The sequence below is a fragment of the uncultured Lutibacter sp. genome (assembly GCF_937891065.1).
Taxonomy (GTDB): domain Bacteria; phylum Bacteroidota; class Bacteroidia; order Flavobacteriales; family Flavobacteriaceae; genus Lutibacter.
Genome location: NZ_CALAEQ010000268.1, coordinates 36,100 through 57,026, shown reverse-complemented (window position 1 = coordinate 57,026; position 20,927 = coordinate 36,100). Strand labels below are relative to the sequence as shown.

At 31.5% G+C, this 20,927-nt stretch carries 19 protein-coding genes; 1 reads left to right on the top strand and 18 read right to left on the bottom strand.

Translation table 11 applies throughout. The features are described from left to right. Positions 1-9: 9 nt before the first annotated feature. From argH to fabD, 17 genes are all read right to left on the bottom strand, one after another. Positions 10-1,290 carry an argininosuccinate lyase gene (gene argH / locus Q0352_RS14370; protein ID WP_299528742.1) on the bottom strand — a complete coding sequence of 427 codons (1,281 nt, stop codon included), beginning with the start codon at positions 1,288-1,290 and terminating at the stop codon, positions 10-12. Positions 1,291-1,302: 12 nt separating this feature from the next. Further along, a complete protein-coding gene (locus Q0352_RS14365; protein WP_299528740.1) occupies positions 1,303-2,361 on the bottom strand; it encodes a M20 family metallo-hydrolase in 1,059 nt (352 codons plus the stop codon). Then, positions 2,361-3,146 (bottom strand): acetylglutamate kinase, encoded by a 786-nt coding sequence (argB, locus tag Q0352_RS14360; protein WP_299528738.1) that lies wholly within the window; start codon positions 3,144-3,146, stop codon positions 2,361-2,363. The genes Q0352_RS14365 and argB overlap by 1 nt, the downstream gene beginning before the upstream one ends. Before the next feature lie 56 nt (positions 3,147-3,202). After that, positions 3,203-4,150, bottom strand: coding sequence for an N-acetylornithine carbamoyltransferase (locus tag Q0352_RS14355; protein WP_299528736.1), 948 nt, complete (start codon positions 4,148-4,150; stop codon positions 3,203-3,205). 1 nt (position 4,151) lies between these two features. Further along, complete coding sequence (gene proB, locus Q0352_RS14350) at positions 4,152-4,928, bottom strand: glutamate 5-kinase (RefSeq protein WP_299528734.1); 777 nt, start codon at positions 4,926-4,928, stop codon at positions 4,152-4,154. Further along, entirely contained in the window at positions 4,912-6,105 is a 1,194-nt protein-coding gene (locus Q0352_RS14345) for a glutamate-5-semialdehyde dehydrogenase (RefSeq protein ID WP_299528732.1), read from the bottom strand. The genes proB and Q0352_RS14345 overlap by 17 nt, the downstream gene beginning before the upstream one ends. Further along, the gene (locus Q0352_RS14340; protein WP_299528730.1) at positions 6,102-7,232 is read right to left on the bottom strand and encodes an aminotransferase class III-fold pyridoxal phosphate-dependent enzyme; all 1,131 of its coding nucleotides are present in this window, start codon (positions 7,230-7,232) and stop codon (positions 6,102-6,104) included. Before Q0352_RS14340 ends, Q0352_RS14345 begins: the two co-directional genes overlap by 4 nt. Before the next feature lie 10 nt (positions 7,233-7,242). After that, positions 7,243-8,037, bottom strand: a complete 795-nt coding sequence (proC, locus tag Q0352_RS14335) for a pyrroline-5-carboxylate reductase (protein ID WP_299528728.1) — start codon at positions 8,035-8,037, stop codon at positions 7,243-7,245. 10 nt (positions 8,038-8,047) lie between these two features. Then, positions 8,048-9,025 (bottom strand): N-acetyl-gamma-glutamyl-phosphate reductase, encoded by a 978-nt coding sequence (argC, locus tag Q0352_RS14330; protein ID WP_299528726.1) that lies wholly within the window; start codon positions 9,023-9,025, stop codon positions 8,048-8,050. After that, on the bottom strand, positions 9,022-10,209 hold the full coding sequence (gene argG / locus Q0352_RS14325; RefSeq protein ID WP_299528724.1) for an argininosuccinate synthase: 1,188 nt from the start codon (positions 10,207-10,209) through the stop codon (positions 9,022-9,024). The genes argC and argG overlap by 4 nt, the downstream gene beginning before the upstream one ends. Before the next feature lies 1 nt (position 10,210). After that, positions 10,211-10,828, bottom strand: a complete 618-nt coding sequence (locus tag Q0352_RS14320) for a GNAT family N-acetyltransferase (RefSeq protein ID WP_299528721.1) — start codon at positions 10,826-10,828, stop codon at positions 10,211-10,213. Between the two features lie 384 nt (positions 10,829-11,212). After that, positions 11,213-12,475 (bottom strand): threonine ammonia-lyase, encoded by a 1,263-nt coding sequence (ilvA, locus tag Q0352_RS14315; protein WP_299528719.1) that lies wholly within the window; start codon positions 12,473-12,475, stop codon positions 11,213-11,215. Positions 12,476-12,499: 24 nt separating this feature from the next. Next, positions 12,500-13,972, bottom strand: coding sequence for a ketol-acid reductoisomerase (gene ilvC / locus Q0352_RS14310; RefSeq protein ID WP_299528717.1), 1,473 nt, complete (start codon positions 13,970-13,972; stop codon positions 12,500-12,502). A 19-nt stretch (positions 13,973-13,991) separates the two neighbouring features. Beyond that, on the bottom strand, positions 13,992-14,513 hold the full coding sequence (ilvN, locus tag Q0352_RS14305; RefSeq protein WP_299528715.1) for an acetolactate synthase small subunit: 522 nt from the start codon (positions 14,511-14,513) through the stop codon (positions 13,992-13,994). Positions 14,514-14,515: 2 nt separating this feature from the next. After that, positions 14,516-16,249, bottom strand: a complete 1,734-nt coding sequence (ilvB, locus tag Q0352_RS14300) for a biosynthetic-type acetolactate synthase large subunit (protein ID WP_299528713.1) — start codon at positions 16,247-16,249, stop codon at positions 14,516-14,518. Between the two features lie 4 nt (positions 16,250-16,253). Further along, on the bottom strand, positions 16,254-17,936 hold the full coding sequence (gene ilvD, locus Q0352_RS14295) for a dihydroxy-acid dehydratase (RefSeq protein ID WP_299528711.1): 1,683 nt from the start codon (positions 17,934-17,936) through the stop codon (positions 16,254-16,256). Positions 17,937-18,461: 525 nt separating this feature from the next. Continuing rightward, the gene (gene fabD / locus Q0352_RS14290) at positions 18,462-19,340 is read right to left on the bottom strand and encodes an ACP S-malonyltransferase (protein WP_299528709.1); all 879 of its coding nucleotides are present in this window, start codon (positions 19,338-19,340) and stop codon (positions 18,462-18,464) included. 75 nt (positions 19,341-19,415) lie between these two features. On the opposite strand from fabD, the gene Q0352_RS14285 reads away from it, so the two are divergent. Further along, positions 19,416-20,105 carry a queuosine precursor transporter gene (locus Q0352_RS14285; protein ID WP_299528707.1) on the top strand — a complete coding sequence of 230 codons (690 nt, stop codon included), beginning with the start codon at positions 19,416-19,418 and terminating at the stop codon, positions 20,103-20,105. Here Q0352_RS14285 and Q0352_RS14280 read toward each other — a convergent pair. Further along, positions 20,092-20,889 (bottom strand): DUF2797 domain-containing protein, encoded by a 798-nt coding sequence (locus Q0352_RS14280; RefSeq protein ID WP_299528705.1) that lies wholly within the window; start codon positions 20,887-20,889, stop codon positions 20,092-20,094. The two genes, Q0352_RS14285 and Q0352_RS14280, sit on opposite strands and share 14 nt — an antisense overlap. Positions 20,890-20,927: the final 38 nt, after the last annotated feature.

Sequence of the window (20,927 nt, the reverse complement as noted above, 5' to 3'; positions counted from 1 at the left end):
TTTGTTCTTTTAGTTAATCCTATTTTTCTTCGCTACAATTTCATCTAAACATAAGTTCCCTAAACTTCCTTTGTGAGTGTGATTTACTGTTTTATCTGGGTTAAAATTCCCTTCATTTATGTTTTTACCAACAATTTTATATGCATCTCTAAAGGGAGTTCCATTTTGAACTAGCTTATTAACTTCTTCAACACTAAATAAATAGAAATACTTTTCATCTTCAACAATATTCTTTTTTACTTGAATATTTTTTAATGAATATGTCAACATTTCTAAACAAGATTTTAACGTTGAAAAAGATGGAATTAATCCTTCTTTTAACAACTGTAAATCTCTGTGATAACCGCTTGGAAGATTATTTGTAATTAAGGTAAACTCATAAGGAAGTGCTTGTAATTTATTACATTTTCCTCTAATTAATTCAAAAACATCTGGGTTTTTTTTATGAGGCATAATACTTGAACCTGTTGTTAATTCATCTGGAAATGAAATAAAACTAAAATTCTGACTCATATACAAGCAAATATCCATACTCATTTTAGACAATGTACTTGCCACTGAACTGATTGCAAATGCGACCGATTTTTCTAATTTCCCTCTACCCATTTGAGCAGCAACAGAATTAAATTTTAAGGTTTCAAATTTTAATTCTTTAGTCGTAAAATCTCTATCAATAGGAAATGAACTTCCATAACCCGCAGCTGAACCTAATGGGTTTTGATCAGCAACCTTATATGCAGCTTTTAAAAAATAAATATCATCAATTAAGGTTTCTGCATATGCTGAAAACCATAAACCGAAAGAAGATGGCATTGCAACTTGTAAATGCGTATACCCTGGTAATAGAACATCTTTATATTGTTCAGCTAGTTTTATAAGCAAATCAAAAAGATCGTCAACTTCTTCATTAATATCATTTAATGCGTCTTTTATATACAAATGCACATCCACTAAAACTTGATCATTTCTTGATCTTGCAGTATGAATTTTTTTTCCCGTATCACCTAACTCTTCAGTCAATAAAAACTCGATTTTAGAATGAACATCTTCAAATGAATCTTCAATAATAAAATTTCCATTTTCTATCTCTGCTAAAATGGCTCCTAGTTCTACTTCTAATAAATTTAATTCTTCAGCAGTTAGCAGGCCTATGCTATGCAACATTTTTGCGTGTGCAATATTTCCTATTACATCGTATTTTGCTAAAATTAAATCTAACTCTCTGTCGTTACCAACCGTAAATAAATCTATTTTTTTATCGGTTGAAAATCCTTTATCCCAAAGTTTCATATTGGTGTGGTTTTATATTATTTCATTTAAAATTTTAATATACAAATCAATCCCTTCTTCAATTTCATTTACATAAATAAATTCATCGGCAGTATGGGAGCGCAAACTTTGTCCTGGTCCTAACTTTAAAGAAGGACAACTTAACACTGCTTGATCCGATAATGTTGGTGAACCATATGTTTCTCTCCCTAATTTAATTCCTGCTTGCACAATTGCATGTTCTTTCGGAATTGAAGATGAATTTAAACGAAGTGATCTTGGGCTCACATCAGATTTTACATTTGAATTTATAATATCAAAAACCTCTTGATTGCTATAAGCATCTGTAACTCTCACATCTACAACATATTTGCAACTTGCAGGAATTACGTTATGTTGAGAACCTGCTTCAATTTGTGTAACTGTCATTTTAACTTTTCCAAGAGTTTCAGAAACTTCCGGAAACTCAAAAGTTTGAAACCAATGAATATCTTCAATAGCATTATAAATGGCATTATCTGCAATTCCATGTGCTGCATGACCAGAAGTTCCTTTTGCCTCACAGTTCATTACCATCAACCCTTTTTCAGCAATAGCTAATTGCATTAAGGTTGGCTCACCTACAATTGCAAAATCTATTTCAGGAATAATTTTCAACATAGAATTTAATCCATTTGGACCTGAATTTTCTTCTTCGGCAGAAGCTACAATTACAAAATTGTATTTTAAATCTTCTCTAGTATAGAAGTATGTAAAAGTTGCCAATAAAGAGACTAAACAACCACCAGCATCGTTACTTCCTAAACCAAATAATTTTCCATCTTCAACATCTGCACTTAACGGATTTCGAGTATATCCTTTATTAGGTTTTACGGTATCATGATGAGAGTTTAAAAGTATTGTTTTTTTGGAAGCATCAAAATGCTTGTTTTTTGCCCAAACATTGTGTTTATCACTTTCAAATTTGATATCGTGACTAGAAAACCATTGCATTATTAACAATGCTGTTTCGTTTTCTTCACCTGAGAATGATTGCTTTGAAATTAAATTTTTAAGCAACTCTATGGCTTCTATCGTTAATTTATTTTTCATTATTTTAAACTTAATGTTGTATAAAATTTAGTCTCATTTTGCACTAAAGTAGCGTCTCCAATTTTCACTATTCCAACACCTTTCTCTAATGCATTAAAACAATTATAAAGTTTTGGAATCATACCTTCTGAAATAACACCTTGTTCAACTAATTGCTCGTATTTATTCAAATTAATTTGTGTAATTACAGAATTTTTATCGTCAATACTTTGTAAAACTCCTTTCAATTCAAACACAAAATTTAATTCCGTTTCATACAAATCACTCAATGCAATTGCAACCTCAGAAGCAATGGTATCTGCATTTGTATTTAACAATTGTCCATTTTTATCATGAGTTATCGCACAAAAAACAGGTGTTACATTATTTTGAAGAAGTATATCAATAATCTCAGAATTTACAGCATCAACATCACCTGCAAAACCATAATCAATATCTTTTACTATTCGTTTATGCGCTAAAATACAATTGGCATCAGCACCAGATAATCCTAAGGCGTTGCAACTAAATTGTTGCAATTGAGCTACTATTTTTTTATTCAACAAACCAGCATAAACCATTGTTACAACTTCTAAATTAGCTTCATCAGTTACTCTTCTACCGTTTATCATTTTTGGCTTTAAACCCATTTCTGAAGCAATTTCAGTCGCTCTCCTTCCGCCTCCGTGCACCAATATTTTTGGTCCTTCAATAGTGGCAAAATCTTTTAAAAATAAACTCAATGCAATTTCATCATTAATTACATTTCCGCCAATTTTTACTATTTTTAAAAGTTGTTTTTTCATTGTTTTTTACTATTTGTGAGAATACTTCGACAGGCTTAGTGTGACAATATTGAATACTATAGGTTTTCTAATATTTTTTTTAACACAATTTGTGCTGAATAGGTTCTATTATTTGCTTGTTGAATTACAATTGAATTTTCAGAATCAATTACTTCATCGGCAACAATTACGTTTCTTCTAACAGGTAAACAATGCATAAATTTACCATTATTAGTTAATTTCATTTTCTCAGCTGTCACCATCCAATTGGCATCTTTATTTACTACTTTTCCGTAGTCTTTAAAAGAACTCCAGTTTTTAACATACACAAAATCTGCATTTTCAAAAGCTTTATTCTGATTGTATTCAATTTTTGAATTCTTTGTTATTTCAGGATCTAATTCATACCCTTCAGGATGCGTAATTACAAAATCTGCATCTTGTAATTGCATCATTTCAACAAAAGAATTGGCAACTGCATGCGGCAACGCTTTTGGATGTGGCGCCCAAGACAACACCACTTTTGGTTTATGCAAAACTTTAAACTCTTCCATTGTAATTGCATCTGCCAAAGCTTGTAACGGATGCCCAGTAGCGCTTTCCATATTTACCACTGGAATTCCAGCATATTTTTTAAAGCTTTCAATCACAATTTCTGCTCTGTCTTTTTCTTTATCTGTTAAAGAAGCAAATGCTCTAATAGCAACAATATCACAATATTGCGCGACTACCTGCGCAGCTTCAATAACGTGTTCAGATTTATCTTCATCCATTACTACACCATCCTCAAACTCTAGCTGCCAACCTTCACTTCCAAAATTCATAACAACAGTATTCATCCCTAAATTTTGAGCAGCTTTTTGTGTGCTTAAACGCGTACGCAAACTATTATTGAAAAATAATAAGCAAATGGTTTTTCCTTCACCAAGAAATTTAAATTTTAATTCATTTTTCTTCAAACTAATAGCTTCTTTCACTGTATTTTGTAAGCTATCTAACTCGTTTATATTGGTATAATGTTGCATTTTATTTAACTGTTATTTTTGTGAACTCACTTTTATTTTTCATTGCATTCACAACAAAATTATCTTTTAATCCATTTACTATCCACGTTTCAATAGTTGCATTTTGTGCAATTTCTGAAGCTTCAATTTTTGCTGACATTCCACCTGTTCCGTGCAACGAAACCGATGTTTGAATTTGATCTCTTAACAATTGAATATCAGAAGTTTCTCTAATGGTTTTTACTTTTTCTGAATTAATAGATTCTTTCATATAAATTCCATTAGTATTGGTTGCAATAATTAACAAATCAACATTTAAAAGCTCTGCTGCTAATGCTGATAATTTATCGTTGTCACCAAACTTAATTTCATCTGTTGCTACGGTATCATTTTCATTAATAATTGGAATGTAACTATTTTCAACCAACACATTTATGGTGTTTTTAATATTGGTTCTTGATTCTACTTTTTTGAAATCGGAATACGACAATAAACACTGCGAAGTTAGCAAACCAAGTTCTCTAAAACTTTCCTGATAAATACGCATTAAATGTGGTTGACCAATGGAAGCTAACGCTTGTTTTACGTTAATTTCCTTTCCATTACTCTCTAACTGTACAAATTGTTTTGCCACTGCAATAGCGCCTGAAGTTACAATTACAAACTCATATTCGTCTCTTAAATCTGCAATTTGGCAAGCAATATCTTCGATTTTTCCACGAGAAATATGATTGGTTTCCTTTGTTAACACATTGGAACCAATTTTTAATAAAATTCTTTTTTTACCTAATTTGTCCATTTCCGTACACGTACCATTTGTTAGTAACTAAATGTTGTAATCCCATTGGACCTCTATGATGCAATTTATCTGTACTTATTGCCAATTCACCACCCAAACCAAACTGACCACCATCTGTAAAACGAGTTGATGCATTTTGGTATACAGCAGCTGAATCCACAGATTCCATAAAATTTTGAGCAGTTTCTGTATTGTTTGTAATTATGACCGCCGAATGTCCTCCTCCGTAGGTATTTATTTTTGAAATGGCTTCATCTAAAGAATTCACCGCTCCTAAAACTATTTTATAATCTAAAAATTCTTCAAACCAAATGGCTTCATCGTCAAAAGCTGAAACATTTTCAAATTTAGAGATTTCAGCATCCCCTAAAATTTCAACTTTATGTTCTACCAATTTATGAATCAACGATTTAATAAAGGATTCTTTATTTATTAAATTTGTATTTATCAATACTTTATCCAACGCATTACAGGCTGATATTTTTGAAGCTTTCGCATTTATAATTACTGATAAAGCCATATCTAAATCAGCTTCAGTATCTACATACACAAAATTATTTCCTCTACCACTTACAATTACGGGACATTTTGCGTGTTGTTTTACAAAAGCAATTAATTTATCTCCACCGCGCGGTACAATTAAATCTACTTTTTGAGTTGGATGTTCTAAAAACTCTAGTGTTTCAGTTCTGTTATAATTTAAATATTCCACCCAATTTGTTGAAATATTATTTTCAGCCAATGCTTTATGCCACAATTCAACAATTATTAAATTAGAATTTAGTGACTCTTTTCCGCCCTTTAATAAGATTTTATTTCCAGATTTAAATGCAATTCCTCCAGCTTCAACTGTAACATCTGGTCTAGATTCATAAATGATTAAAACAGTTCCGAAAGGTGCCGTTTTATTGGTCATTTTCAACCCGTTTTCGTGGGTAAAATTATATAGTTCTTTTCCTACTGGATCAATATCTGCAATTAATTGTTGTAATGAAACAATCATTCCATCAATCTTCGTATCATCAACTTTAAGTCGATCATACATTGCAATATCTTCGCCAGAATAATTTTCAACATCTATGTTATTGGCATTTATAATAGCAGTTCTTTCTGAATCTATTAATTGAGCCATAGATGCTAAAACACTGTTTTTTTGATTTGAAGTTAATGCTTTCATGATGCCAATACTTCTTTTAAAGCTTTTATATATTCATTTATTTGAGCTTTGGTAATTGTTAAAGGAGGTAAAATTCTTAACAGATTTTTATTGTTAGAACCTCCAGTAAAAATATGTTTATCGGTAATTAATTTTTTTCGAAGATCTCCTACTTCAAAATCAAATTCTACACCCAACATTAAACCTCTTCCTTTTACTTTTTTTATTTCAGAAATCTGTTTAATTTCTTCCATAAAATAATTTGAAACTTCATTAACATTGGCAATTAAATTTTCATTTTCAATAATATCTAATACAGCAATAGCAGCAGTACACGCTAAATGATTTCCACCAAAAGTTGTACCTAAACTACCGTATTTGGCTTTAAAAACATCTAAAATTAAAACACCACCCATTGGAAATCCATTTGCCATTCCTTTGGCTGTTGTTATTATGTCTGGCTGAATATTATGGTATTGAAATGCAAAGAATTTTCCACTTCTTCCATAACCAGATTGAATTTCATCTAAAATTAACAACACGCAATTTCTATTGCACACTTTTTGAACTTCCTGAAAAAATTCAGTAGTTCCCTCATCCAAACCTCCAACACCCTGAATTCCTTCAATAATTACTGCGGCAACATCTCCTTTTCCAATTTCGTGAATAACTAATTCAATATCATTCAACGGTAAAAACGTAACTTCTTGTTGAAGATTGATTGGTGCATTAATACTTTTATTATCCGTAACCGCAACAGCAGCAGATGTTCTTCCATGAAAGGAATTTGTAAAAGAAATAATTCTACTTTTTCCAGTGATAAAAGACGCTAATTTCAGCGCATTTTCATTGGCTTCAGCTCCAGAATTACATAAAAACAAATTGTAATTTTCACAACCTGACAACTTTCCTAATTTTTGAGCCAATTCAACCTGTAAAGGCATTTGAACTGAATTGGAATAAAATCCAATTTTATGTAATTGATTAGTTAAAGAAGCTACATATTTTGGATGGGTATGTCCCACAGAAATTACTCCGTGACCACCGTATAAATCTAAATATTTAGTGTTATTCTCATCCCAAACATAACAACCTTCAGCTTTCACTGGAGTTACATTGTATAGCGGATAAACATCAAATAATTTCATAATAAAAAAGTTAAATCTGATTAATTTTTTCGAAAGAAGTTACCAAACCTTTAATTAAGGATGAACTCAATCCTTGATGCTCCATTTCGTTTAAACCCTCAATTGTACAACCACTTGGGGTTGTAACTTTATCAATTTCTTGCTCAGGATGACTTCCTGAATGGATTAATAAACTGGCAGCACCCAAACACGTTTGAACCGATAATTCTTGTGCTTCTTTAGAATCAAATCCCAATTGTACAGCACCTTGTGTAGTCGCTCTAATTAAACGCATCCAAAATGCAATACCACTTGCGCATATTACGGTTGCTGCCTGCATTAGATTTTCTTCAATACACATGGTTTTTCCTAAAGAATTAAAAATGGTTTTTGCACATTCTATATTCTCTTTTCCTTTTTCATTAGAACTTAAACATGTCATTGATTGTCCAACAGAAATGGCCGTATTTGGCATACTTCTAATAATTGGAACATCAGCACCTAAAACACTTTCAATTTCATCCGTTTTTCTACCGGTAACCACTGAAATAATTGTGTGTGTTTTAGGATTAACCACCTCTTTTATTTCTTCTAAAACTGTATGTAATTGTTTAGGTTGTACAGCAATTATAACAACATCCGAATAGCGAACAGCCTTCTTATTATCGGTTGAAATTTTAACATTGGGTAATTTCTCCCAAGAACTTAAAGAATCTATATCTCGTTTTGTTAAATATAGATTTTTGAATTTAAAATTTTCTTGTGTTAAAATACCAATTGCTATTGAATACCCTAAATTTCCTAAGCCAATAATTGCTATTTTCATGTTGTTTTTTTTAAAATAAATTAGCTTTTAACTGCAATCCTTCAGTTTGATTTAATTTAAACATTAAATTCATATTTTGAATGGCTTGCCCAGATGCTCCTTTTAATAAATTATCAATTGCCGAAGTAATTAATAAGGTGTTTTTATACTTTTCTAAATGAATAAAGCAATTGTTTGTATTCACTACTTGCTTTAAATGAATTGGATTTTTTGACACTTTTGTAAAAACTGCATCTGCATAAAAATCTTCAAATAATTCGTACGCTTTTTCTATACTTTCATCAAAATTTAAATAGATCGATGCAAAAATTCCTCTGCTAAAGTTCCCTCTATTTGGAATAAAAAATAGCTCTTCAGAAAAATCTGGTTGTAACAAGCCTAAACTTTCAGAAATTTCATCTAAATGTTGATGCGTAAATGCTTTATACACTGAAAAATTATTATCTCTCCAACTAAAATGAGTGGTTTCACTTGGTGAAACGCCAGCGCCTGTTGAGCCCGTAGTGGCATTTATATGTACTGAATTATTTAATAAATTCGCTTTTGCTAATGGTAACAAAGCCAATTGAATCGCTGTTGCAAAACAACCAGGATTTGCAATATAATTCGCTTTTTCAATTTTTTGTTGTTGTAATTCTGGTAAACCATACACATATTCATTTCCTTGAAAAATAGCATCTATATTCAGTCTAAAATCGTTACTTAAATCTATAATTTTAGTACCTCCAGAAAATTGATATTGTTTTAAAAACTTTTTTGAATTTCCGTGTCCTAAACACAAAAACAATACATCCACATTGCCATTTACAGTATCCGTAAATTTTAAATCTAATGCTCCCAACAAATCTTGATGCACATTATAAATATAATTTCCCGCATTTGAAGTACTGTACACAAAATCTATTTCTACATGAGAATGATGAATTAATAAACGAATTAATTCTCCTGCTGTATACCCTGCTCCACCAATAATTCCTACTTTTATCATAATTCTGAATTTACGCTGTGATATATTTTATTTGGCGTTCCTAAAATTTTAATAAACCCTTTTGCATCATCTGCTGACCACGCCTTATTTGTTTCTCCATACTCACCAAATTTAGATTTCATTAAATCGTGTTTAGATTCAATTCCGTTTATACTAAAATGGTAAGGTTTTAAGGTTACAAAAACTTCTCCCGTCACTGTTTTTTGAGAATCTTCTAAAAAGGCTTCAATATTTCTCATCACAGGCTCAAAATATTGACCGTCGTGTAATAACATTCCGTACCAACTACCTAATTGCTCTTTTAAATTTTGTTGCCATTTGGATAATACATGCTTTTCTAACGTATGATGCGCTTTAATAGTTACAACTGCAGCAGCAGCTTCAAAACCAACTCTTCCTTTAATTCCAACAATGGTATCTCCTACATGAATATCTCTACCAATTGCATATTTTGAAGCAATTTCTTCTAACTTTAAAATGGTATTAACAGAAGTATCAAATTCATCATTTAAGCCAACCAGCTCTCCTTTTTTAAAATGAAGTTTAACATCTGTTGGAGTTGTTTTTTCTAACTGACTTGGGTAAGCTTCTTCTGGTAAAGCTTGGTGTGAAGTTAAGGTTTCTACACCTCCAACACTTGTTCCCCAAATTCCTTTATTAATTGAGTATTTTGCTTTCTCCCAAGGATAATCTACTCCATTTTCTTTTAAGTAGGCAATTTCTTCTTGTCTAGATAATTTTAAATCTCTAATTGGCGTAATAATTTCAATTTCAGGAGCCAAGGTTTGAAAAATCATATCGAACCTCACTTGATCATTTCCTGCTCCAGTACTTCCGTGGGCAATGTATTTTGCGCCAATTTGTTTTGCATATTCAACTACTTCAATAGCCTGAAATACACGTTCAGCACTAACCGAAAGTGGATATGTGTTATTTTTTAAAACATTACCAAAAACCATATATTTTATAGCTTTTGAATAATACTCTTCTAATATATTTTTATTTATGTGAGAAGTAACACCCATTTCATAAGCTTTCTTTTCAACAATTTCTAATTCTTTAGCTGAAAATCCACCAGTGTTTACAAGTGCACTATGAACCTCTAATTTTAATTCGTTTATTAAATATTTAACGCAATACGAAGTGTCTAAACCCCCGCTATATGCCAATACTACTTTTTCCATTTTATTTTTTATTTTTTTTAAGAAATAATGCTTGTTTAATACTTTTTAATCTACTTAATACTTTTGAGTTGTATTTGTGTGTTTTTATGTTTTTTTCATGTTTTGGATCATATAACATTCCCGTACATAGACACATTTTTTTATCTGTCCGCATTAAAACATCAAAATTTTTACACGTTTTACAGCCATTCCAAAAGGCCTCATTAGTTGTTAACTCAGAGAATGTAACTGGCTGATAACCTAATTCATAATTAATTTTTAAAACTGCTAATCCTGTAGTAATTCCAAATATTTTTGCATCAGGATATTTTTCCTGAGAATATTCTAAAATTTTCTTTTTAATTTTTTTTGCCAATCCTTGATTTCTATAATCTGGATGTACAATTAACCCTGAATTTACTACAAACGAATTATTGTCCCACGTTTCTATATAACAAAAACCCGCGAATTTATCGTCATCAATGGCAACCACAGCATCTCCTTCACTAATTTTTTTTGAAATATATTCAGGAGTTCTTTCAGCAATACCTGTACCTCTAACTTTTGCAGATTCTTTTATAGTTTCACAAATGATGTCGGCAAATTTTAAATGTGATGTGTTAGCAATAACAATTTCCATTGTTTACTTTTTAAATGTTAAAAAATTAATTGATGTTGTTTGAGAGGGAAAACGAACGCATCGTTTTCAAAATAAGATTACGCCCTCAAGGGACGGCGGCGAATGGAAAAGCGTAGCACTAATACTTCTAAAACAATTAGTGTTAAAGCTGAAATAAATATGATGTTAGAAAGTGATTGCAAAATAATTTAGTGATAAATGAAAATTAATAAACTGTTTTTATAAGGAATAATTAGCGCGCACAGCGATAAACGTCAGCAAAGCAGCGGGGGAAATTTACAGTTGTATTTAAATTATTTATTTTCATTGGTACAATAGTACATAAAATATTTTAGACGCTATTAAGTTTGTTAATTATTTAACAAATTGTCTATTTTTTGTTATTTAAACTAAAAACTGAAACAACTCAGGTTTCTCATTCAAATATTCACCTAAAAATCCTTTTTGTTTCATTCTTGACAAAAGTGGTTCAAAATCTTCTTTTGAATCCAATTCAATTCCAACCACAGCCGGACCTTTATCTCTGTTATGCTTTTTTGTATATTCAAAATAGGCAATATCATCATTCGGGCCTAAAACATCAACCACAAATTCTTTTAAAGCTCCTGCTCTCTGTGGAAATTTAATGATAAAATAATGCTTTAATCCTTCATAAAATAACGCTCGTTCTTTCATTTCTTCCATTCGGGTAATATCATTATTACCACCGCTCACAACACAAACAATTGTTTTTCCTTTTATTTCTTCTTTATAATCTTCAAGAGCAGCTATAGATAATGCTCCAGCAGGCTCAACAACCATCGCATTTTCATTATATACTTTTAAAATTGTTGAACAAATAAGTCCTTCGCAAATTAAATCTGTACTATCCAATAAATTTTTACAAATTTCAAAATTTAATTCACCAATTCTTTTTACCGCAGCTCCATCTACAAAATTATCTATCTCATTTAACGTAGTATTTACGCCTTTTTTTAAAGAGTTAGTTAAAGAAGGTGCACCAGCTGGTTCAACACCAATAATTTTTGTTAACGGACTTAACGCTTTAAAAACACTACCAACACCTGAAGCTAAACCTCCACCACCAACTGGAAGAAATAGATAATCTATTTGAGATTTACTATCATTTAATATTTCTAAACCAACAGTTCCTTGTCCAGCAATTACATCTAAATCATCAAAAGGATGTACAAATGTACTCTTAGTTGTTTCACAAAATTCTGCTGCTGCTTTCTGACTATCATCAAAACTATCTCCAAAAAGTTGAATTGAAACGAACTCCCTACCAAACATTTTTACCTGATCAATTTTTTGATGCGATGTTGTTACAGGCATAAAAATAGTTCCTTGAACTTTTAATTTCTGACAAGCATAAGCAACTCCTTGCGCATGATTACCAGCACTTGCGCAAACAATTCCGTTTTCTAATTCATCTTTTGATAAACCTTGAATTTTATTATAAGCACCTCTAATTTTATAAGAACGAACTACTTGTAAATCTTCTCTTTTAAAGTAGATTTTAGCTTGATAACGCTCAGAAAAATTCTTCATAAAAACCAAAGGAGTTTGTTCTACAACTCCTTTGATATTATGTTGAGCTTTATATATTTTTTCTAATGAAATGCTATTTTTGATAGTTGTTTCCAATAAAAGGTTATTACAAAATTTAAATTAAACTATTTTTATCATCGCAGTCATAGACTCTCGTAAATATGCTCCAATATCTTCTACTGGGTGATTTCTAATTGCTGAGTTTACCTCAATTAATTCTTTATTATCAACACTATTTGAGCCATCATTAAAAGATCTTCCAATTAAATTACTAGGTGCATTTTTCACATAATCAGCAATTAAAGGCTTACAAGCGTGGTCAAATAAATAACAACCGTACTCCGCAGTATCAGAAATTACACGATTCATTTCAAATAATTTTTTTCTTGCAATTGTATTTGCAATTAAAGGTGTTTCGTGTAACGATTCATAATATGCAGATTCTTCAATAATTCCTGATTCTGTCATTGCTTCAAAAGCTAATTCTACACCAGCTTTAACCATTGCAACCATTAACACACCATTATCAAAATATTCTTGTTCTGAAATATCAACAGCGGAAGCAGGTGTTTTTTCAAAGGCAGTTTCACCAGTTGCGGCTCTCCAAGTTAACAAATTGACATCGTCATTTGCCCAATCTTCCATCATTGTTTTTGAAAAATGACCAGACATAATATCATCCATATGTTTTTGAAAAAGAGGACGCATTATATCTTTTAATTCTTCTGAAACTTCAAATGCGGCAACTTTTGCAGGATTAGATAAACGATCCATCATATTTGTAATTCCACCATATTTTAAGGCTTCTGTAACTGTTTCCCAACCGTATTGAATTAATTTTGAAGCATAACCTTTATCAATCCCTTCAGCAACCATTTTATCGAAACATAAAATAGAACCTGTTTGTAACAAACCACAAAGAATTGTTTGTTCACCCATTAAATCTGATTTTACTTCAGCAACAAAAGATGATTCTAAAACTCCTGCAGTATGACCTCCAGTTCCTACAGCGTATGCTTTTGCATAATCCCATCCTTTTCCTTCTGGATCATTTTCAGGATGCACAGCAATTAATGTTGGCACACCAAAACCTCTCTTAAATTCTTCACGAACTTCAGAACCTGGTGATTTTGGAGCAACCATAATAACCGTTATATCTTTACGAACTTGCATTCCTTCTTCAACTATATTAAAACCGTGAGAATATGATAACGTAGCACCTTTTTTCATTAAAGGCATTACAGCAGAAACTACAGCAGTATGTTGTTTATCAGGCGTTAAGTTAATTAACAAATCAGCCGTTGGAATCATTTCTTCATACGTACCAACACTAAAATTGTTTTGAGATGCATTTAAAAACGATTGTCTTTTTTCTGAAATTGCTGCTGGTCTTAATGTATAAGAAACGTCCAATCCTGAATCTCTCATATTTAAACCTTGGTTTAAACCTTGAGCTCCACAACCAACAATCACAATTTTTTTACCTTTTAATGCTTCAACACCTTCACTAAATTCTGAAGATTCCATAAATCTACATTTTCCTAATTGATCTAATTTATCTCTTAAAGAAAGTGTGTTAAAATAATTTGCCATTTTTATATTTTTTATTCTTTTAATTAATCTCTGCTAATATTTCTGATATTGCCATTTTAGGCTTTGTAATTGCAATTCGTCCTGATCGCACAAATTGTAATAAGCCAAATGGTTTTAATTTTTCATACATATTATCTATGTCTTCTTTTAAACCACTTGCTTCTATTACAAACCATCGTTCTGTAATAGAAATAATGTGCGCTCTTCTAAATTTCATTTTATCTTGAATTTTATCATCGTATAAATGTTCTGAAGAAATTTTAAATAAGGCTGTTTCATGATAAATAATTTCATCTTCAGTGTGATAATAAGCGCCAATAACTTCAATTTGTTTTTCTAACTGAAGAACCACTTTTCTAATCAACGTTTCTGGCACAATTACTACAAATGTAAATCTATGAACATGCTCTATTTCAGATTTAGAAACAGTCATACTTTCAATATTAATATGACGTTTTAAAAATATTGCCGAAAGGCGATTTAATATTCCTATATTATTTTCAGTGTAAACTGAAACTGTAAAATTTTTATTCTCTTCCATAATTAACTTAATCTTATATCTGAAACACTTGCTCCTGTTGGTATCATTGGAAATATATTATCTTCTTGTTCTATAACAACTTCCAAAAAATAGGCTTCTTTTGATGCCATCATTGTTTTTATAGCGCCTGCTAAATCTTCTCTTTTTGAAACCTTAACAGCTTCAATATCATAAGCTTCTGCTAGTTTCACAAAATTTGGACTTACCATTTCTGTTGAAGCATACCGCTTGTCAAAAAATAACTCTTGCCATTGACGTACCATTCCTAAATAACTATTATTTAAAACCACAATTTTAACTGCGGCTTTTGTTTGAAGAATAGTCCCCAATTCATTACACGTCATTTGATAACCTCCATCACCAATAATAGCAACCACTTCACGATCTGGCGCTCCCATTTTTGCACCGATAGCTGCTGGTAATGCAAATCCCATAGTTCCTAAACCTCCTGAAGTTACATTGCTTCTTGTTTTTACAAAATTAGCATAACGCCAAGCAAACATTTGATGCTGACCAACATCTGAAACTATAATGGCATCTCCATTCGTTTCTTTGTTGATTCCTCCTAAAACTTCACCCATAGTTAATCCTTGTTTTGTAGGATTTAACTGATCGTTAATTACTTCATTTACTTCAATTTGATATAACTTATCAAACGCTGTCATCCATTCTTTATGCTCACCTTTATCTACAAACTGCATAATTTTAGTCAATGTTTCTTTAACATCCGCTATAACAGCAATATCAGTTTTTACATTTTTATCAACTTCAGCAGGGTCAATTTCAAAATGAATAACTTTGGCTTGTTTTGCGTAGGTTGCTAAATTTCCAGTAACCCTATCGTCAAAACGCATTCCAATAGCAATCAAAACATCACACGAATTAGTTAAAACATTTGGTGCATAATTTCCGTGCATCCCAACCATTCCAACATGTAACGGATGTGCCGTTTCCAATGCTGAAAGACCTAAACCTGTACAAGCCGACGGTATATTAGTTTTTTCAATAAATTTTTTGAACTCTTGCTCTGCTCCACCAAGAATAACACCTTGTCCCCAAACTATAAATGGTTTTTTTGCGCTATTAATTAACTCCGCAGCTTCTTTAACCTTTTCAATATTTAATTTTGGAACAGCTTTATAACTTCTAACTTTCTCACATTTTTTATATGAATAATCTAATTCTCCAAACTGCGCATCTTTTGTGATATCAATTAAAACTGGACCTGGACGACCCGATTTTGCAATATAAAACGCTTTGGCAATTATTTCAGGAATTTCTGAAGCTTTGGTAACTTGATAATTCCATTTAGTAACTGGAGTTGAGATACCAATAATATCTGTTTCTTGAAAAGCATCAGAACCCAATAAATGTGATCCAACTTGGCCAGTTATACAAACCAACGGAGTTGAATCTATTTGAGCATCAGCAATACCCGTTACTAAATTAGTTGCTCCAGGGCCAGAAGTTGCAAAAACCATCCCTACTTTTCCTGTTACACGTGCAAAACCTTGTGCTGCGTGTATTGCACCTTGTTCATGACGTGTTAACACATGATGAAATTGATCCTGATATTTGTAAATTTCATCGTACACAGGCATAATAGCACCACCAGGGTAACCATAAGCCAAATCTACTCCTTCAGCCAATAAACATTTAATTACTGCTTCAGCTCCTGTTATTTTTACAGTTTTTGAAGTTTTCACCTCATTAACTTTTGTATTCAAAGTCTCCATATATTTAAAATTTATCCGTTACACAGCCTTCAGAAGCTGAAGAAACGGTTTTAGCATATTTATATAATATTCCTTTTGTATGTTTTAATGCTGGTGCAGTCCATTTTGATTTTCTTTCAGCTAATTCAGCATCTGTTAATTGTACGTTGATGGTTTTAGTTGTAGCATCAATAACAATAATGTCCCCATCTTTTATCAGAGCAATTGCACCTCCTGATTGGGCTTCTGGTGTTATATGACCAACTACAAAACCATGTGTTCCTCCTGAAAAACGACCGTCAGTAATTAATGCTACTGATTTCCCTAATCCAGCTCCCATAATCATAGAAGTAGGTTTTAACATTTCTGGCATTCCTGGTCCACCTCTTGGTCCAACATATCTTATTACAACTACATCACCTCTTGATACTTTTCCTGCACCAATTCCTGCATTTGCATTATCTTCACCATCAAAAACAACTGCTTTCCCTTCAAATAAATTTCCTTCTTTACCACTAATTTTAGCGACAGAACCTTCTAAAGCAAGGTTTCCAAATAAAATTTGAAGGTTTCCGGAAGATTTTAAGGCTCTTTCTGTTGGGTGAATTACTTGCTGATCATCTTCAAAACTTAATGCTTTTACATTGGCTAAATTTTCAGCTAGCGTTTTACCTGTAACGGTCATACAATCACCATGTAAATACCCTTTTTCTAACAAATACTTCATCACAGCTGGAGTTCCTCCAACACCATGAACATCTTCCATTAAATATTCACCGCTAGGTTTTAAATCGGCAATTAACGGAGTTCTATCGCTTACACGCTGAAAATCATCTAATGTAAATTCAATTCCAGCAGCATGTGCAATAGCTAAATAATGTAAAACTGCATTTGTTGAACCTCCTAGAGCATTTACCAAAGCAACCGCATTTTCCAACGACTTTTTAGTAATAATATCTAAAGGTTTTAAATCTAGTTCCAATAAGTTTTTAATAGCAGCCGCAATTCGTTCACTTTCATCTCCTTTATAAGGGTTTTCAGCAGGGATAGATGAATTGTAAGGCAATGCAAACCCTAAAGCTTCTATAGATGAAGCCATGGTATTTGCAGTATACATTCCACCACAGGCACCTGCACCTGGAATGGCATTTTTTATAATTTCTTTATAATCTTCTTCTGAAATATCACCTGATAATTTTTGACCTAAAGCTTCAAAAGCAGAAACAATATTTAATTTTTGACCTTTATAGTTTCCTGAAGCAATAGTTCCTCCATATACCATTAATGAAGGCCTGTTTAAACGCAACATTGCCATAATAGCTCCTGGCATATTTTTATCACAACCAACAACCGTTACCAAACCGTCGTAACTTTGAGCATTCATTACTATTTCAATAGAATCTGCAATCACATCACGAGAGGGTAAAGAATAATTCATTCCTGAAGTTCCCATAGAAATACCATCACTTACACCAATAGTATTAAATATTAATCCAACTTGATCTAATTTATTTACCTCTGCTTTAATTTTTGATGCTATTCCGTTCAAATGCATATTACAAGGGTTTCCATCAAAACCAGTACTTGCAATACCCACTTGTGGCTTTTTCATATCATTATCAGATAGACCAACTGCATATAACATTGCTTGTGAAGCTGGTTGAGTTGGGTCTTGAGTTACTCTTTTACTATATTTATTTAATTGCATTTATTTTAGTACTTTTTTTATAATTTTAAACAACTTGCTCTAATACTTAATTAACAGGAAAATACAAATTTAATTGAGTCAATTCTTTTGCAAGGTTTCCTATGTTTTATTTTACAATAGCCAATATTCATTAAATAGTTCTATATGATTGATAATATGGTAATTACATATTTATTTCTACAATGATTACACAATAAAAAAAACCTACATTTTTTATGATGCAGGTCTTTAATTTTTCTCATTAAAAATTTGCATCAACTTTTTAAGTTGACAATTATAATTTGAATTAAAATATTTTTATTGTTGTATTTCATATTTACCTAATAAAAAAACCTCCCTGAAATTAAACAGGAAGGTTTTATAATTTTTATAAACTACAATAACATTCCTAACCTCCTTGTGAAATAATCACAGAGACATTAATAGAAATAATATTGATAATTATGTTTTTCATTTATGTTTGACAAATATGAAATTATTTATTTAATAAAAAAATATTTTACACTATTTTTTATTAAATAAGACTTATGCTACGCTACTTGCCGCAACACTTCTATCTATTTTTCTAATTAGTCCTTGTAAAACTTTCCCAGGCCCAACTTCAAAAAATTCAGTACCACCATCAGTAATCATTTGCTGAACAGATTGTGTCCATCGAACTGGCGCGGTTAGTTGTGCTATTAAATTTTCTTTTATTTCATCAGAATTAGTTACTGCTTTTGCAACAACATTTTGATATACTGGGCATATTGGCTTACTAAATGTTGTGTTCTTTATTGCTGCTGCTAATTCTTCTCTTGCTGGCTCCATTAATGGTGAATGAAAAGCACCACCTACAGGTAATTTTATGGCACGTTTTGCTCCTTTTTCAATCAATAATTCACACGCTTTATCAATTGCTGAAATTTCTCCTGAAATAACCAATTGTCCTGGACAATTGTAATTTGCAGCCACCACAATTCCATCAATACTTGCGCAAATTTCTTCAACAATAGCATCATCCAATCCTAAAACTGCAGCCATTGTAGATTCTTGTGCTTCACAGGCTTTTTGCATCGCTAAAGCTCTTTTTGAAACCAACCTAAGTCCATCTTCAAAAGTTAAAACCCCATTTGCTACCAAAGCTGATAGTTCACCTAAAGAATGCCCCGCTACCATTTCTGGCTTAAAATCTTCACCTAATGTTTTTGCTAAAATTACTGAATGTAAAAATATAGCTGGCTGTGTTACTTTTGTCTGTTTCAATTCTTCAGCAGTTCCTTCAAACATAATAGCTGTAATATTGAATCCTAAAATTTCATTTGCTTGATCAAAAAGTTCTTTTGCTAAAGGAGAGTTGTTGTATAAATCTAAACCCATTCCTGTAAATTGCGCTCCTTGACCTGGAAAAATATATGCTTTCATCTTAATTCTATTTCGTTATTTATTCAAAATGCAAAAGTAGGAATTATTTATTATATTCGTTACAATCCAAAAACTATGAATCCAAAACACAAATCTGAAGCCTTTACAATCTATCTTATTCTTGCATCCATGTTTATTGCTGCATTGGTAGCTTCAAATTTAATTTTTCAAAAATTCTTTTATTGGAATCCATTTGGTTGGTTTCGCTTTGAACTTTCAGTTGGAATATTACCCTATCCTATTACCTTTTTAATTACTGATATTATTTCAGAAATGTATGGTAAAAAGAAAGCCAATCAAGTTGTAATAGCTGGTATTTTTGCTTCATTTTTCTCTATGGTAATTATTTTAATAGCTAATTACACCAATGCTATTGACAATTCTCCTATTAATAATGAGCTGTTCACTAAAGTTTTCGGGTTATCACCTATTGCCGTTTTAGCATCAATGTTAGCATATTTATTTGCTCAGTTTATTGATATCAGAATCTTTCATTTTTGGAAAAGAAAAACCAAAGGAAAACACCTTTGGTTACGGAATAATTTTTCAACATTTTCATCTCAATTCATAGATACATTAACGGTAGTTACTTTACTATGCAGTTTTGGCGTATTGCCTTGGAACTTGTTTTCAACATTACTTATTAGCGGATTTTTATTTAAAATAATTATTGCACTTTTAGATACACCAATATTATACTTTATAGTTTATCTATTTAGAAGAAGGTTTAATTTGAAGGTTGGTGAAGAAATTAACTTATATTAATTAGCACCCTATATCCTTCACTATTTCTAACATTAAAAACCGTAGTATCTTCAAATAGTAAATATTGACCTTTAATACCCATTAATTTACCTGAATAAACTGGAGTTTTCTCTAAGTTTAACGTTTTAATTTTTGATGGATATTTAATTACTGGATAATTTATCTCGGTGATTTTACCATTATTCGGTAAAAAATAGTCCAAAGCTTCAGCTGGAATATACTGTTTTAACTTTTCTCTTTCTTCAATTAAGTCAGCATCTAAAACATCATTTTTTAACATTTTTTGCCAACTAGTTTTATCAGCTACATAATCTTTTAAAGCAACTTCTGTAATCCCTGCCAAGTACCTGTTTGGAACTTCTACAATTTCAATGGCTTTTGTAGCTCCCTGATCAATCCATCTAGTTGGCACCTGAGTTTTACGGGTAACACCAACTTTTACGTTGCTTGATAAAGCCAAATACACCACGTGAGGTTTCAATTGAACTTGCTTTTCATATTCTAAATCACGATCTTCAATATTTAAATGTGCAGTACTTAATTCGGGTTTCATAATCCAATCACCTACTGCTGCACTGTCATAAAAACAGTCGTAACAAAACCCTTGTCTAAAAATTTTCTTTTCTTTTCCACAACTTAAACATTGGTAACCTTCAAAACTAATTTCAATTTCTCGTCCTAACAACTGGTTTAAATTTAGAACATCATTTTCAACATCTAAATAATAATGAACCACATCATTTAACTCAGTCATCATTTTTTTTAAAACAGTTTGGTATTGCATAGAAAGTTTTTAGTAAATTTAACTCGATAAAGATACTT